This window comes from Cryobacterium glaciale (assembly GCF_004402535.1).
In the GTDB taxonomy this organism is placed as follows: domain Bacteria; phylum Actinomycetota; class Actinomycetes; order Actinomycetales; family Microbacteriaceae; genus Cryobacterium; species Cryobacterium glaciale.
Window position 1 is genome coordinate 70,459 of sequence record NZ_SOEY01000023.1, and the last position, 13,974, is coordinate 84,432.

At 65.2% G+C, this 13,974-nt stretch carries 11 protein-coding genes; 7 read left to right on the forward strand and 4 right to left on the reverse strand.

The features are described from left to right. Nucleotide 1: 1 nt before the first annotated feature. From E3O06_RS11490 to E3O06_RS11515, 6 genes are read left to right on the forward strand one after another with little or no spacing between them, the layout of a single operon-like run. Nucleotides 2–1,663, forward strand: a complete 1,662-nt coding sequence (locus E3O06_RS11490) for a J domain-containing protein (RefSeq protein WP_134503528.1) — start codon at nucleotides 2–4, stop codon at nucleotides 1,661–1,663. Beyond that, nucleotides 1,663–2,127: a nucleotide exchange factor GrpE gene (locus E3O06_RS11495; protein ID WP_134503529.1), complete on the forward strand. Its 465-nt coding sequence runs from the start codon at nucleotides 1,663–1,665 to the stop codon at nucleotides 2,125–2,127. The genes E3O06_RS11490 and E3O06_RS11495 overlap by 1 nt, the downstream gene beginning before the upstream one ends. Beyond that, complete coding sequence (locus E3O06_RS11500) at nucleotides 2,120–4,879, forward strand: FtsK/SpoIIIE domain-containing protein (RefSeq protein ID WP_134503530.1); 2,760 nt, start codon at nucleotides 2,120–2,122, stop codon at nucleotides 4,877–4,879. Before E3O06_RS11495 ends, E3O06_RS11500 begins: the two co-directional genes overlap by 8 nt. Continuing rightward, nucleotides 4,876–5,445, forward strand: coding sequence for a hypothetical protein (locus E3O06_RS11505; RefSeq protein ID WP_134503531.1), 570 nt, complete (start codon nucleotides 4,876–4,878; stop codon nucleotides 5,443–5,445). Before E3O06_RS11500 ends, E3O06_RS11505 begins: the two co-directional genes overlap by 4 nt. A gap of 42 nt (nucleotides 5,446–5,487) precedes the next feature. Then, nucleotides 5,488–5,748 carry a hypothetical protein gene (locus E3O06_RS11510; RefSeq protein WP_134503532.1) on the forward strand — a complete coding sequence of 87 codons (261 nt, stop codon included), beginning with the start codon at nucleotides 5,488–5,490 and terminating at the stop codon, nucleotides 5,746–5,748. A gap of 7 nt (nucleotides 5,749–5,755) precedes the next feature. Next, a complete protein-coding gene (locus tag E3O06_RS11515; protein WP_134503533.1) occupies nucleotides 5,756–6,577 on the forward strand; it encodes a hypothetical protein in 822 nt (273 codons plus the stop codon). A 538-nt stretch (nucleotides 6,578–7,115) separates the two neighbouring features. Here the strand turns inward: E3O06_RS11515 and E3O06_RS11520 are convergent. After that, entirely contained in the window at nucleotides 7,116–8,210 is a 1,095-nt protein-coding gene (locus E3O06_RS11520) for an ATP-binding protein (RefSeq protein ID WP_134503534.1), read from the reverse strand. A 379-nt stretch (nucleotides 8,211–8,589) separates the two neighbouring features. On the opposite strand from E3O06_RS11520, the gene E3O06_RS11525 reads away from it, so the two are divergent. Then, nucleotides 8,590–8,922: a GIY-YIG nuclease family protein gene (locus E3O06_RS11525; protein WP_134503535.1), complete on the forward strand. Its 333-nt coding sequence runs from the start codon at nucleotides 8,590–8,592 to the stop codon at nucleotides 8,920–8,922. Between the two features lie 163 nt (nucleotides 8,923–9,085). On the opposite strand, the gene E3O06_RS11530 is transcribed toward E3O06_RS11525, so the two are convergent. The 3 genes from E3O06_RS11530 to E3O06_RS11540 all read right to left on the reverse strand — a co-directional run bounded on the left by E3O06_RS11530 (nucleotide 9,086) and on the right by E3O06_RS11540 (nucleotide 13,788). Continuing rightward, on the reverse strand, nucleotides 9,086–10,609 hold the full coding sequence (locus tag E3O06_RS11530; RefSeq protein ID WP_134503536.1) for a leucine-rich repeat protein: 1,524 nt from the start codon (nucleotides 10,607–10,609) through the stop codon (nucleotides 9,086–9,088). Between the two features lie 327 nt (nucleotides 10,610–10,936). Next, nucleotides 10,937–11,563, reverse strand: coding sequence for a hypothetical protein (locus E3O06_RS11535; RefSeq protein WP_134503537.1), 627 nt, complete (start codon nucleotides 11,561–11,563; stop codon nucleotides 10,937–10,939). Nucleotides 11,564–11,817: 254 nt separating this feature from the next. Further along, nucleotides 11,818–13,788: a leucine-rich repeat protein gene (locus E3O06_RS11540; RefSeq protein ID WP_134503538.1), complete on the reverse strand. Its 1,971-nt coding sequence runs from the start codon at nucleotides 13,786–13,788 to the stop codon at nucleotides 11,818–11,820. Nucleotides 13,789–13,974: the final 186 nt, after the last annotated feature.

Here is a 13,974-nt window from a genome sequence, read left to right on the forward strand (position 1 = left end):
CGTGGCTGAACTCACCCACTACGAGCTGCTGGGAGTCGATCGGCTCGCCGACGTCGAGACCATTCGCGCGGCCGTGCGCGGGCAACGCCGGGTCTGGACCCAACGCCAGGGCCTGCCGTCGCTCGAGGTGCGCCACGAGGCCGATCGCATGACCAGTCGCATCACCGAAGCCGAACGCGTGCTCACCGACCCGGCCCAGCGCGCCGCCTACGACGCCGCCCTGCCCGTGCTCAGGCAAGCGGATGCCCCGGTGCCAGTGCCGACCGCCACACCGGCACCCACGGCGGATGCCGCACCCTCGCCCTTTGTCACTCCGAACGCTGCGAACAGCGGCGCCTCGCCCCTCGCCCTGAGCACCGACTGGATCGACCGGGCCAAAGCGTGGGTGCTGGGCCGCAAGATTCTCGCCTCGTCGATCGCCGGCGGAGTCGTGCTGCTGATCGTCATCATCGCCGCAGCGAACAGCGGCCAGCCGCCGCAGTCCACAGTGGCCATAGACGACACCTCGGTCTCTGACACCGACACCGAAGGAGAGACCGCAGAGCCCGAGCCGACAATACGGGCCACGCCCGCGGCGACGACGGCAGTCGACCTCGCCACGGACCTGCGGATCGAGAACGAAGTCGTTTACGCCTACAACAGTCCGTACAACTTTGTGACCGGCCTCGGGCGCGAATTCGAGCCCTCGATGGTTGCCGCGACCGCGACGGCCTCCGACACCGTGGTGTCGTACGCCGGCACCGGGGCCGACGCGCGAATCGTGGTGTGGGCATCCGTTTTGCACCCGGCCGTTGATCTCACTCCGGAGACGTACGAGCAGGTGCTCGTGTACGTCAACCCCACCACCTTCACTCAGACGGGTACGACGGCACTCTCCACTGTGCCGACGCGGCCGGACACCCCCACGCTCGTGGGCACGCCCGACGGCACGGTGCTGCTGACCGAGGGCGGCAACTCGTATGCCGGGACCGGTGAACTGACCTCCGCCTACTCGGCCGCCACCGGCGCCGCCGTGTGGCAGCGAGAGGGAGCGGTCAATCGGATTGTCGGCGGGCTGGCACTCATAGAGAATATGGTGGCGGCCGAGGCGTCCCCGTACGGCGTGCGGTGTCGAGACGTTGTGGCGGTCGTTCCCGCCACGGGCACGGTGACGTGGGGTGTCGATGCGAGCCAGTTCGCCGACCCGGAGGATAACTGCGGCTATATCGCCCTGACCGACCCGGTCGTGATGGACACCGATAGGTGGGCCAGCTCTACCTATACGGCCGTGCGGGGCTACCGCGAACAAGCGATCTATCTCTCGGCGACGGGCGCAAAAGTCACCTGGCGCGAGGGCGACGACCTCGGAAGCGGATTGGCAGATCCGGTCACCGGACTGGTTTTCAGCACCTATTCGTCGAGCACCAGCGCGCCGCGCCCCACGCTGGTCTACGACCCGGTCGGCGGAACCAGCTACTTCAGCCTCGCGGCAGACCAGGCCGTGAACCTCGACCTGCAGGTCGAAGCCTTCTTCAACGGCATGCTCTACGCCACGACCACGTCGGAGCGCCTCCTCATCGACGCGCGCACCGGCGTCACTGTGAGTAAGGACTGGACGGAGGCCCCGATCGGAGTGGTTGAGGGCTGGGCTATCTACCGCAACGGACGAATGGAGAAATTGTAATGAGCGACAGCACTGCAGAACTCGCCGATATCCGCTCCGAGCTGGCCGGGCTCAAAGACCTGTTCCTGCGTCGGCTGCTCGACGACAAGACCAAGTCGGCTCAGCACGAGCTGCTGCAGGATCAGCTGCGGGCTACGCAGCAGATCGTGAGCTCCCGCATGTTCGAGGGCCTGTTCAAGGAGTCTCTGCTGGCGATCGACCGCCTTCAGGCGGGGCCGGCGAGTGACGAGCTGTCGGCATCCGTTTGTGACGAACTGCTCGACGTGTTCGGGCAGTACTCGCTCGCCAGCGTGGCCGTTGACGGGCCGTTCGACGCCAAGGTGCACCAGCTCGTGGAGACAGCGGCCGCCACGAGCGAGTGTGTGGCCGGCAGCATCACCGAGGTGCGACGAGCCGGGTACCTCATGAACGAACGCCTGCTGCGCCCGGCGCAGGTAGTCGTTGCGATTGCCTCGAGTGACTGACTCGCCACTCACCGCCCTGCGCGACACCGTGGCGTCGTTCGCAGCCGCCCAGGCGCGCGCCCTCGGCTCGATCGACGCCGCGCAGTCCCAGGTGGGGCCGCATCGGGAGGCCACGGTGAAGACCGCCGGTGTGGCGCACAATAAGGCCATCGCCATCGCCCGAAATCGCGCGGCTCAGCAGGTGACGGAGCAATCTTTGGCAGCCAGGGACCACGCCCTGCAGCTCACTCCCCACCCCGACACGGCCATCGCGGTTGCCGACTACGTCTCGATCGGCACGCTCACGCTCGCGGGGGAGAGCTCGGGAATCAACTCCGAGGTGAAGGCACCCTTTCTGCTGCCGCTCATCGGGCGCTCCAACGTGGTGATCACCGCGGCTTCGGGCCGGGCCGGGCCGATCGTGCAGGAGATCGTCTGGCAGGCGATGAGCAAAACGGCGCCCGCCCAACTTGACGTGGTCGGCTACGACCCGCTGCTCGCCGGCACACTGGCACCGTTCGCGGGCATGAAAGCCGCCGGAGACGGCTACTTCTCCGTGGTGAACCGGCCGGCGGCCATCGAAACGGTCATCGACCGCGTCGGCACCGACATCCAGCGCGTGAACGACGTGATGCGCGGCGCGAGTGACTCCCTGCTCGACTTTCGGCGCGCTGCCGGGGCACCGGTCGAACGCCTGCAGCTGATTGTGCTGCTCGACTACCCCGAGGGCATCAGCGAAGACTCGCACAAACGGCTGCTGGCCTACCTCAAGGTGGGTCCGGCGGCGGGCGTGTCGTTCGTCATCGCCGACGGCGACAGCGCCAAACCCGGGTGGTACCGCCCAGACGCCTTCGACGCGTTCGCGACCACCATCGCGGCGCGAGCCGACGGTGTGCGGTGGGTGAAGCATCCGCTGTTCGGCGCGGTCATCACGCCGCGCACCACCGCCTCGCTCGCGGCCAGCGTCGACGCCCACGCCACCGCGGTGCGCGACTCGTCATCGGTAAAAGTGGCCTTCAGCTCCGTTCAGCCCGCGGCCACGCAGTGGACCGAGAGCAGCGCCAACGGGCTCACCTTCGCCATCGGGGTGGCCGGTCAGCGCACCACCGAGATCGTGCTCGGCGACGAGCGGCAGCAGCGCCACAACCTGCTCGTCACCGGGGCGATCGGGCAGGGAAAATCCAACCTGCTCAAGGTGATCATTCACAGCCTCAGCGAACGGTATTCGCCCCACGAGCTCGAACTGTACCTGCTTGACTTCAAAGAGGGCGTCACGCTCTATCCGTTCGCGCCCACTCCCGGCTCACTCGACTACCTGCCGCAGGCTCGCGTGTTGGGGCTCGAGAGCGACCGCGAGTTCGGCGTGGCAGTGCTGCGCTATCTCGAGGGCGAGTTCAGCCGCCGTGCCAAACAGTTTCGTGCCTACGGCGACAATATTGCCAAGTACCGCGCGGCCGTGCCCGATGCCCGCATGCCGCGCATCGTGGTGATCGTCGACGAGTTTCACCGTCTGTTCGACCCTGCCGGCACGCTGGCGGATGCCGCGGCCAGCCTTCTCGAGGCAATCGCGCGTCGCGGCCGTTCTTACGGCGTGCACGTCATTCTGGCCTCGCAAACCGTTTCGGGTATCGCCGCGCTGATGACCCGCGAGAACGGAATCTTCTCGCAGTTTCCCATTCGCATCGCCCTCAAGAACTCCCTCGCCGAGTCGTACTCCACCCTCGGCCAGGGCAATGACGGCGCATTCACCCTGCGTGCCCCCGGACAGGCCATCGTCAACATGGACTACGGCGCCCTCGACTCCAACCAGCTCGTGGTGATCGCCGCCGGCGACGACGGCGAACTCGACCGCCGCCGCATTGATTGGTTCACCCGCGCCAAAAACACCACGGATGCGCCGCTCGTCTTCGACGGTGCCGCCCACCTCACCCCCGCGGCCGGTATCGCTGCGATCGGGCGCCTCCGCAGCAGGGCAGCCGCACTGGGGGTCGCTCCGGCCGCGCTCGTTGGCCTGCCGATCGCGCTCGGCGTGGATTTCATCAGTATCTCCCTCGGAGCCGAACCCGGCCGCAACATCGCCGTGCTCGGAGCCGGTGAAGATACCAGCCAGCTCGACGACGGCGACGCCCCGGCCAACAACGCGATCGGGGTGTTGCAGGCGGCGGCGCTGTCACTGGCGCTGCAGCATCCGTCTGGCAATGCCGTGTTTGTGAGCGTCGACCTGCTCGACGACGCCACCGCGCGTCGCAACAACCTGCCGCGCTGGTACACGCTGATGGAGCGACTCGGCTTTGCGGTGCGCGTTGTGGGCCGAGCCGACCTGCCGGGCTATTTGATGGAGGCGGCCGAGCTGGTGGCAGCCGGGCCCAGCCCGGTCACCACCTACATCATCGGGTTCGCCCTCGACCGCGCCAGCAACCTCGAAACGCCCGACGCTTTCGCCAACACGCCCATCGACCACCTGCGCGCGATTCTCAAAGACGGCCCCACCGCATCGGTACACGTGATCGGTTGGTGGGCGAACGCCGGCACCTACAAGACCCACCTCGGCTACCTCAGTGATGGGTGGATCGCCACGCAACTGCTGCTGCGCCTCGACCAATCCTCGGTGCAAGACCTGCTCGGGCCGTTCGTGGAGTGGACGGTGCGCGACAATCGCGCGTTGCTCAGCGACAGCACCCAACTTGCCGAACCCACGGTGGTCGTTCCGTTCGTGCCGCTCGGCGACCGCGACAGCGCGCTCTTCACCAACGCCGACTGGGATGCCCCATGACCTACTCCGAGTACTCCGCTGCGTTGCAATCCCTCACCCGGGTGCCGGCCATGCTCGCCGGTGCCCTCACGGATGCCGACGCGAGCCGAGCCGCGCAGCTCTCGGCTGCCGCCACGGCGGCTACGCAAGAACTGGAACGGCTGTCGCGGCTGCGGCGCAGTGCCGAAGCCCGCTACGCCAGCGTGGCGGGCCAGTTGGCCGGCAGCGGGGTGACGCTCGCCCCGCAGGTGCGTGCCGCCGCGAGTGCGCTCGAAGTGGGCCGAGCGCTCGCCGCCGTGCACGAGGCCGAAACCCTGGTGGCGCGCGATCTCGCGGCCGTCGTGCGTGCCCAGCGGCTCGTGCAGCGCACCGCGGCCGAGCGGGCATCGAGCGCCCAGGCCGCGGCCGACGCCCACACCAAGTGGCAGGCCAACGCGCGCAGACAACGTGCCGAAGCGGATGCCGCGGCTGCCGCAGCCATCGTGGCCGCCGCCAGTGCGGCCACACGCCGCCGCTGGCTGATCATCGCAGGGGCGTTCGTCGCAGTCATCGCCCTCGTGGTGATCCTCGTTCTCACGCTCGGCTGACCCCGCACCATTACCACCCACAGATAGTTCGAAGGAGACACAATGTCACAACTCACCGCGGTGAAGCAGCAGATGGCGTCGATCGGCAATGATGCCAGGACCACTGCGCAAGGACTCGCCGGCTTTAAGGGTAAGTTCTCGCAGGCCATCAACCAGGTTCAGGCCGCGATCGGCGGTTCGGCACAGAACGTAGACAAAGACATGATTCAAACGCTGCAGGCGGCCGAGAAGCAGGTTGACGAAGCCATCGCCGCGCTGCAGCAGGCGTCGGCGGCTGCCACCAGCTTCGCCGCCTCGCTGTAGGCGTGCAGTGAGCGACCTGCAGCAGATCGGTGTCACGGTCACATCGATCGGTTCCAATGCCATGCACTGGGCCACCCAGTTGTGGTCGAAATCGGAGGAACTCAAAGAGTCGACCCTGCGTGCCGCCCGCGTGGCCGGCTCGTCGGGTCAGGGCCACCATGCGGCCGTGCTGCTGTCGTCTGCCGCTACGGCCTGCCGCCAGGCATCGCAGCAGTTGGCGAAGGTTGAGCTCGTGACGCGACAGTATGCGGCGGCCACCGGTGTGGGCTCTGGCTCGGTGCCGGCTTCTACGTCTGCTTCCCGCACGGTCGAGAACGAAAAGTGGCGCGGCGGCGCCGTTTGGCTCGACCCTGCACAATCGGGCGCAGCAGCGCCGGCCCAACTGAGCGCCGACGATATCGCAGCGCTGACCGACTTCACGGGCCCGGGCTACATTCGCATGAACGGTCTGCTGCAACGCAACGACATCGTGAGCGCGCAGGTGGCAGCGCGGGTCGTCGCAGTGAGCGCGGCGCTGGCTAAACTTCCCAACGCCCCCGGCGAGTACGTGCGCGGAGCCACGCTCGACGCGCAGCAGCTCGCGCGCTATCAGCCGGGAGCGCGGCTTTACCATCATGGGTTCACCAGCATGGACCGCGCGGTTCCATTTGAAGGAAACGTGATTTTTCACATCACATCCCGCACCGGTAAAGACGTATCGGCCTGGTCAGGCCACGCCCATACCGAGCAGGAGATTCTTTCGGATCGCGGCACACAGTTCGACGTCACGAGCCGCTACGTAGACACAAACGGAAACCACGTGATCGCCCTCGTCGAGGTAGGCGCCTGAGTCTGTCCCGAGCCCCCCGCCGGTCGAGGCGCGAGGTGCCCGCGCTGGTCGAGGCGCGAGCCACCCCGCCCGCCGGTCGAGGCGCGAGGCACGAGCGATCGAGACCTGCCGACACCCCATCGCCGGTCGAGGCACGAGCGAGCGAGACCCCCAGCATCCGACCTGTGAGTTTCAGTCGCCGACCCGTGAGTCTCGGCCCGAAATTTGCGAAAAATGGCCCGAAACTCACGGCTCGGCGAGCGGATGCCGGTGCCGCCGACGCGGCCGCGACTCCAACAGAGTTTCTTGCCCCTCCGCTGGTCGAGCCCGCCGAGACCGCCATCGTCCAACGCGACCTGTCCGCGAAAACCACCCATCCCGCCGGTCGATCCTGTCGAGACCGCCATCGTCCAGCGTGAGGTGTGTGCGGAGCCCAGCCATCTCCGCCACCCGATAAATCCAAACTGAGCGCTCGCGCCCGCCGACAGCATCCCGCTGGTCGAGGCGCGAGGAACGAGCGATCGAGCCCCCAACTTCGCACGCGGCACTCGGCATCGACTTAGCTCGGCCGGGACAGAAGATATCGGCGCAGGCCGGGAATGGCGAAGGTGACTTTGCCGTGCCCGGCTGGTTCAATGAGCCCGGCGGCCAGGAGGCGTACGCGATAATTGGCGACCAGATTTGTTTTTGCCCCGAGACGCAGCCCGATGTCCCCGGCGGCAGTCGGTCCGTCATCCTGCGCCATCGCCCGCAGAAAATCCAGGTCCTTGGGTGAGATCGTGGATAGGGCTGCTTCGATGACGGTGCGGGCGTTGCGACGGTGGGCGGCTTCAATGGCCCGCTCAACAGCGCGGGCCGAGAGTATGCCGTCGTTGACTTCAGCCTCCCGCCATAGAAAATACCCGACGAGTTGAATAAGAAAGGGATACCCGCCGGTCGCCCCCGCGGACTGACGGACCAGGTCAGGTGTGACCTGGAATCCGGCGGCGGTGAACGTTTCGGCGAAAGATGCCTCCACGTCCCGCACCGCTGCCGCATGTAAGTCGATCTTGTCGGCACGGCGAAGAAAAGTTGCCACTCCTTCGTTTAGCAGGTCTGACACAGCGGAGGGCAAGCCCGCAAAGACCAGCCCGATGGGGAGCTGGTCTTGGATGAAATGTTGGATGTTTGCGGCCAACTGCGCGAGTTCGCTGCGGTCCGCTGCGTGGATCTCGTCCACAGTGATGATGAGTCCGGTATCGCGCGCGTCGAGGAGACGGAGCAGGGTCTCGCCGATACTTCGCCATGCGACCTGGCGTTCTGGGGGGAGTTGCGTGGTGACGCTGAAGCCGGCAGCGGCGATCGCGGTAATGCGGCGCACTTGTGGTCCGGTACCGAGCTCGTCGGCAAGCTGACGCATCGATTCACCGATCCGGCCCATGAATCCATCGGTCGCCGTCTCCGAGATGACGGCCCAACCATGCGACCGAGCCAGATCGTGCGCCGCGCCGAGCATGACGGTCTTGCCGATGCCGCGGGCGCCGGTAAAGATAGTCAGGAGTCCAGGCGCACCTGATCCAAGAGTGAGGCCATAGTCGAACTCGTCGAGCAGGCCTGCCCGGCCGAGTATCTGCGGCGGCGTAGCACCAGCTGAAGGCCGGAACGGGTTGTCCATGGCACGCATCCTTTGTGAGTGTGTGTGTGTATTGTGAGTGACTGTCCCTATGTGAGTCTGGTGAGTCTGGTGAGTCTGGTGAGTCTGGTGAGTTTGGTGAGTTTGGCCCACCATACCGTGATTCTCGATATGCCTATTCGTTCAACGCGAAACGGATGCCGCAGCGCTCGCTGACCCCGCCGGTCGAGGCGCGAGGAACGAGACCCCGCCGGTCGAGGCGCGAGGAACGAGCGATCGAGACCAGCCGCCAGCCCCACCCCACCTCCGCCTGCAACAATGACGCATGAGCATTCACGGTAGGCACTGGTCCCAAGCAGTCGCTGTCGCCAAGTATCGACCGCGTTCACTTCAGCCCCGAGACATCCCCACCAGTCCGGGTGTGTACATCTGGTTCCGTGACGGCGAACCGGTGTATGTCGGAGAGGCCAAAGGCGTGCAGGGGCTCCGAGGGCGCCTCCGTGCGCACCTCGCGATCGGCACCGATCTGAGCCGCAGCACCCTTCGCGCGAGCGTTGCTGTCGCCCAACTCGGTGTTACCCGCGCCTACGCCAGGCAGCGACCCAGCGTCATGACCGATGCCGAGATCACACTCGTCAACGAGTGGCTGACCGCCTGCGAGCTCGGCTGGCGGGAGTGCGCCACTGGACCCGCAGCTCATGACCTGGAAGTGAAGCTTCGCAGCGAGTGGACCCCTCCGCTCAACATCCTCTGAAAGCGGATGCCCCCGTGCGGGCGGCACGGTCAAGGAGCCGGCATGCCTTTCGCCGGCACGTCGAGACCCCGTGACCACACGCATCCACCGCCAACCCTTTCACGACGACAGAGCGGCCGCCACCCAGGGTGAAGACCGCCCAAGCCACTACCAGCGCATGTCGCTACGCGACACTCCGACGTCGGCCCGCGACAATCGCGCCCCCGGCCAACAGCAACAGCAGTGCGGCGAACCCGAGCGGTGCCGGGTCGAATCCGGTCGCAGCCAATACGGCCTGCGCCTCGCTATAAGAGAGGTACGTCACGACTCCGGCAGTATTGATGCTGAAGTATGCGACGCGCGTGACGGCCGTTCCGTCAGCGGCGGTTCCGCTGAGCGTGACGGTGTGTGCGCCGGCAGCCAGCCCGGCGGGGATGACTCCGGATCCCGCGAACGTTCCGCTGGCATCCGCTGACCCGAACGCGATCGTGGCCGGCGTCGAGCGCACGACCACGTCGTAGGCCGTCGAAGGCTTCAGCCCGGCACCCGACACGGTCACGGTCTTACCAGCGACCGCGTCACCCACGGCCAGACCGAGATCCAGCACCAGGCTCGGCGTGGCAGCAACGGCCGCGGTCCACTTGGCAAACACGGTCACGTCAGCGGTAGGCGCAACAGCAAAATTGAACTTTGCCGTCAGCGCAGCGTCGCTGAACCAACCGCCGAACACCCACCCCTCGGCGGTCAGCAACGGCGCCACGGCTAGGGCCTCCGGCACCAACCGCTGCGCGTCAACGGATCCGTGGCCGCCCATATTGAACGAGACGATCGTGTCGACCACGCTGTTGTAGCCCTGCCAGGTGCCGGGGGTGAATCCGCCGTCAACTTCGAACTCAGCGAGGTAGTGCACCGTCAGCCCGGCGACATTTCCCAGCGATGAGTCGCTGCCGCCGGCGGCGACCACGGTCGGCGCCGCGCCGACAAAGGTTACCGACGTGAGCACCCGGAGCGAACCGTCGTTCATGTAGAAGAGGTCGCGTCCAAGGGTCTTTACCGATGCTGGCACCGTAAGGGTTGTCAACGGGTTCTCCCAGAAGGCATAGTTCTGAATAGAGGTGAGTCCTTCGTGCAGGGTGACCGACGTTAAAGCGTTCATACCGAACGCCTCTGCACCGATCCGAGTGACGGTGGCTGGCACGTCAATGAGAACTAGCTCGTTGTCCAGGAAGGCTTCGTCATTAATTTCGGTGAGCCCGTCGTGCAGCGAAACGGTCGCGAGATAGTTGTTGCTAAAGGCGTAAGCGCCAATGGTTGAAACTGACGCTGGAATATCAACAATCTTAAGTAAATTGGATGCGAAAGCCCCATTGCCGATGGCTGTCACGTTCGCGCCGATGACGACCTCAGTAAGGCCGTCTTCCCAGAAGGCTTCGTTGCCGATCGCCGTGACCAGGTAGGTCTTCGCGTCAAACGTGACGTCCGCAGGAATCACGACCTTCGGCGAGGATTGATTGTAGCCAACGACCGTGACCTCGCCTGCCACATCGCCCAGTAAATACGTGATGCCGTTATCTGCCACGAAGTTCGGAACGATGGCGTGGGCTGGCATGGCTGCCAGCGCAATCGACCCCGCCACCAAAACCCCGGCAACGGATGCCGCCACCACCCGCGAAAAACCACGTCGCGTTTGCGAAACCAAAACGGTCACTGTTACCCCCGATAATTGTGCACTCACCCAGCGAGCCGACCAACCACGGTCGTGCGCCCCAAAAAACTACGGCATACGCCGTCACTTCACGATATCGGCCGGTCCTAACCCGACCAAGCCCCCGGCCCAAGTGGGGGTGCCCGGGTGATTACCGTCCCCGGCCCGCGGTCTCCCGCACAACAGCGCATGCCGCGCCCACCCTCTCGGCCCCGATCCACCCCGCAGGCCCTCTCCCACAAGACCCGCTGGTCGAACTCGCCGAAACCGCCATACGACCAACGCGACCTGTCTGCGAATCCCCGCCCACGGGCCCAATGCTGCAGTCACCTACCCCGCGAACTCAAACTCGATACTGACCTCAGGAGCGACACTCCCGATGATCCCCGAGTAGAACGCCTCGGCCTGCGCCCGCAGTCCTGCCTCGTTTTGGTCGATGTACTTCTGCTTGTTCTCGTCGCTGAGAATGCTGCTGATCATTTCAGTTTGCACGGCCGCCGGTGCCAGCCAGCCCAGGGCCTTGTTGCTCTCGAGGGCGTCTTCAAACACGACATCGTCAAAGCCGATGCCGATGAATTCAGGGATACTCACGCGAAACGACTCGGGGCCGGTGGATTCGATCTTCACCTGTGACCCATCAATGCCTAGTTTTGCGTCGAACGCGTACTGGAGAATCGTCGTTTTCTCGCTCTCGGGTATGACCGCTCCAAGAATCTTTCCATTGGCCTTCTTCGTATCGATACCTTCGATATGCAGGCTGAGCAAGCTGACCTCTTGTACGCGCGTGACGGACTGAACCACCTGCGAATCGCGTTCGGTCGAGCTGCTGCTGAACATCGAGGTGAGAGCGAGAGCGTTCAGTCCACCGAATGCAAAAGAGGCGCCCATTCCCGCGACAACCAGCACGGTGATCAGTAGGAGAGGCCAGAGCAGAACCCGTGCTTTGAAAAAGATCATGACGATTCAGTGTCCAGTTTCGTTCGAGGTCAAAAAATTAAGTGGTGTGGAACGGCCACAGCAGATCGCCGCGTCAAGCCCCTACTCGAACCATAGACGTATGCAGGCAACAGGGATTCACCGATCCGGCCCACCAAACCGTGATTCTCGATATACCTAATCGTTTAACGCGAAACGGATGCCGCAACGCTCGCTGACCCCGCCGGTCGAGGCGCGAGGAACGAGCGATCGAGACCCGTCGCTGCCCGCTCTATTTACGCGAGAACGCGGCGTCGAACCCAGAGGACCAGGCCTGCCAGCAGTAACACGCCGCCCGCCAGCATCCCCGCCATTGGGTTTACCCCGGCCTTCGCCAAAGCGGCTGCCTCTGCCGCCTGCGCTGCAGTCGCCAGCGCCGCCCGCTCCGAAGCCGCCAGCGCTGCTGCGACCCCCACCGGGTCCGACAACTGAATCGCCACGGTCGAGGTCAGCCTGCCGATCATGCCCGTGATCGTATGCACCGATGCGTGGGTGAACCGCACGGTGGCGCCATCGACCATGTCTGAGGCCCAGTCGCTCGTGAACACGGCCTGCGACGCGAGATCTTTAGTGGCGTTGCCGTAGGCATCCGTTCCGTCAAGGAAAAGGGTGACAGTGTCGCCAACGATTGCCGACATCGAAGACGACGAGAGCGACAGCACGGCGGGTGACGCCGCCGACACGTCGACGTCAAACGACGTGGTGACCGACGCGCCGGTCACCGTCACCGTGCGCACGCCTGCGGTATAGAACGTGATCGTAGCGCCGTCGATCACATCCGCAAACGCCGATCCCACGAGAGAAGTTGAATAGGTCAGCGGTGCGGTCACCGCGTTCCCCGACGCGTCCGTTGCCGACGCAGCGAAGGTGATTGCTTCACCGGCCACGGCCAAAAACTCCCCCGACACGGGCTGAGTCATCACGATCTCGGCCAGGGCCCCGGCGGCAACCGTGAGTTGCACCTGCGCCGCAACCGACATGTGGTTGCTGGCGGTTACCGCGAAGGTCGACGACCCGGCAACGGTCGGCGTTCCCGACAGCACGCCGTCGGTCGACAGATCGAGGCCGGCGGGCAGCTGCCCGCTGGTCACCGCAAACGTCGGTTCGGCAGAGCCGGAGGCTAGGAACGAATAAGAATACGGAGTGCCCGCGACAGCCGCCGGGGGAGTGGCGGCAGTGAACGCGGCATCCAGGTACCACTGCGCATACAGGGTGAGGTTGCCGTTCACGGCGTCAGCAAAGTTGTAGGGCACCTGCAATGTGGCGTCGCTGAACCAGCCGCCGAAGGCACGAATGGAATCGGTGGGGTCGGTCGGAGCCGTGACGGTCTCGCCCCTGACCGGCATCTGCGCGGCGACCGCCTGCCCGTACCCGTTCAGTGCGAAGGTCACGATCGGGTTGGTCGAGCTGGCGTAGCCCTTCCAGGTGGGGGACGTGAACCCGCCGGGTGCGCCGAATTCCGGCGCGTAATAGACCGTCAGATTGGAGTTGGAGCCGAGCGATGGCATCCACTCACTGGTACTCGTGAACGTCGTGGGAGCGGCGCCCCTGAAGATCACCGAGGCGAGCGACGGGTTGGCGTAGAAGACCGCGCGGTCCATGGTCGTCACGGCCGCCGGAATGACTACGGAGGTGAGGTTATTCCCGCTGAAGGAGTGCATGGCAAGGCTGGTGAGCGTGTCGGGCAGATCGATGGACGTCAGCGAGTTGCCATAGAAAGCCTGCGACCCGATGGTTTGGATGGAATCCCCAAACGAGACCGATGTGACGCCCGCCCGGTCAAAGGCGCCGGTGGCGAGGGTAACCACCGAATTCGGTATGGTCACGGCTCCCAGCGTTGTGCCGTAGAACGCGTTGGAGCCGATCTCCACGATGGTGTTGGCAATCACCACGCTGGTCACATTGGCTGTCGAGAACGTCGAGGGTCCGATCTGCGTAACGGTGTAGGTGACGTCGTCGGCGGTTACCGTAGCCGGAATCACCACGGTCGGAGATCCCGCATAGGTCGGATAGGTGCCTTTGGTCGACGCCGTGTGCGTTTCGCTGTTGAGCGCATAGGTGATGCCGTCGGCAGCGAGGTAGTCGACCGTTGCGGCCTGCGCCGGCGCGGCACTGAGCACCGCACTGGCAGCAACTACCAATACCCCCACAGCGGATGCCGCCACGCACCGCAATCCACGCACGCGCAAGCCTGAGATACCCGACATAGTCAACCCCTACCCCAAAGCGTGCGGCGGGGCCGGGCCGGAAGGCCGTTCACCGCTTCGCTTGAGAAAATTGTGCGGCAAGCGCCGAGATTTGATCCTATCCAGAATGCGACCGCTTGTGGCCATTCGGGTTGTACCCATTTAGGGCACATCCTTCGTGAAGCCCGCTCCCCGCCGAGGGATCTC

Bases quoted from the DNA above. Each gene is read 5' to 3' on its own strand.
- E3O06_RS11495 (WP_134503529.1), top strand. From the start codon at position 1,663: ATGAGCGACAGCACTGCAGAACTCGCCGATATCCGCTCCGAGCTGGCC.
- E3O06_RS11505 (WP_134503531.1), top strand. From the start codon at position 4,876: ATGACCTACTCCGAGTACTCCGCTGCGTTGCAATCCCTCACCCGGGTG.
- E3O06_RS11510 (WP_134503532.1), top strand. From the start codon at position 5,488: ATGTCACAACTCACCGCGGTGAAGCAGCAGATGGCGTCGATCGGCAAT.
- E3O06_RS11520 (WP_134503534.1), bottom strand. From the start codon at position 8,210: ATGGACAACCCGTTCCGGCCTTCAGCTGGTGCTACGCCGCCGCAGATA.
- E3O06_RS11535 (WP_134503537.1), bottom strand. From the start codon at position 11,563: ATGATCTTTTTCAAAGCACGGGTTCTGCTCTGGCCTCTCCTACTGATC.
- E3O06_RS11540 (WP_134503538.1), bottom strand. From the start codon at position 13,788: ATGTCGGGTATCTCAGGCTTGCGCGTGCGTGGATTGCGGTGCGTGGCG.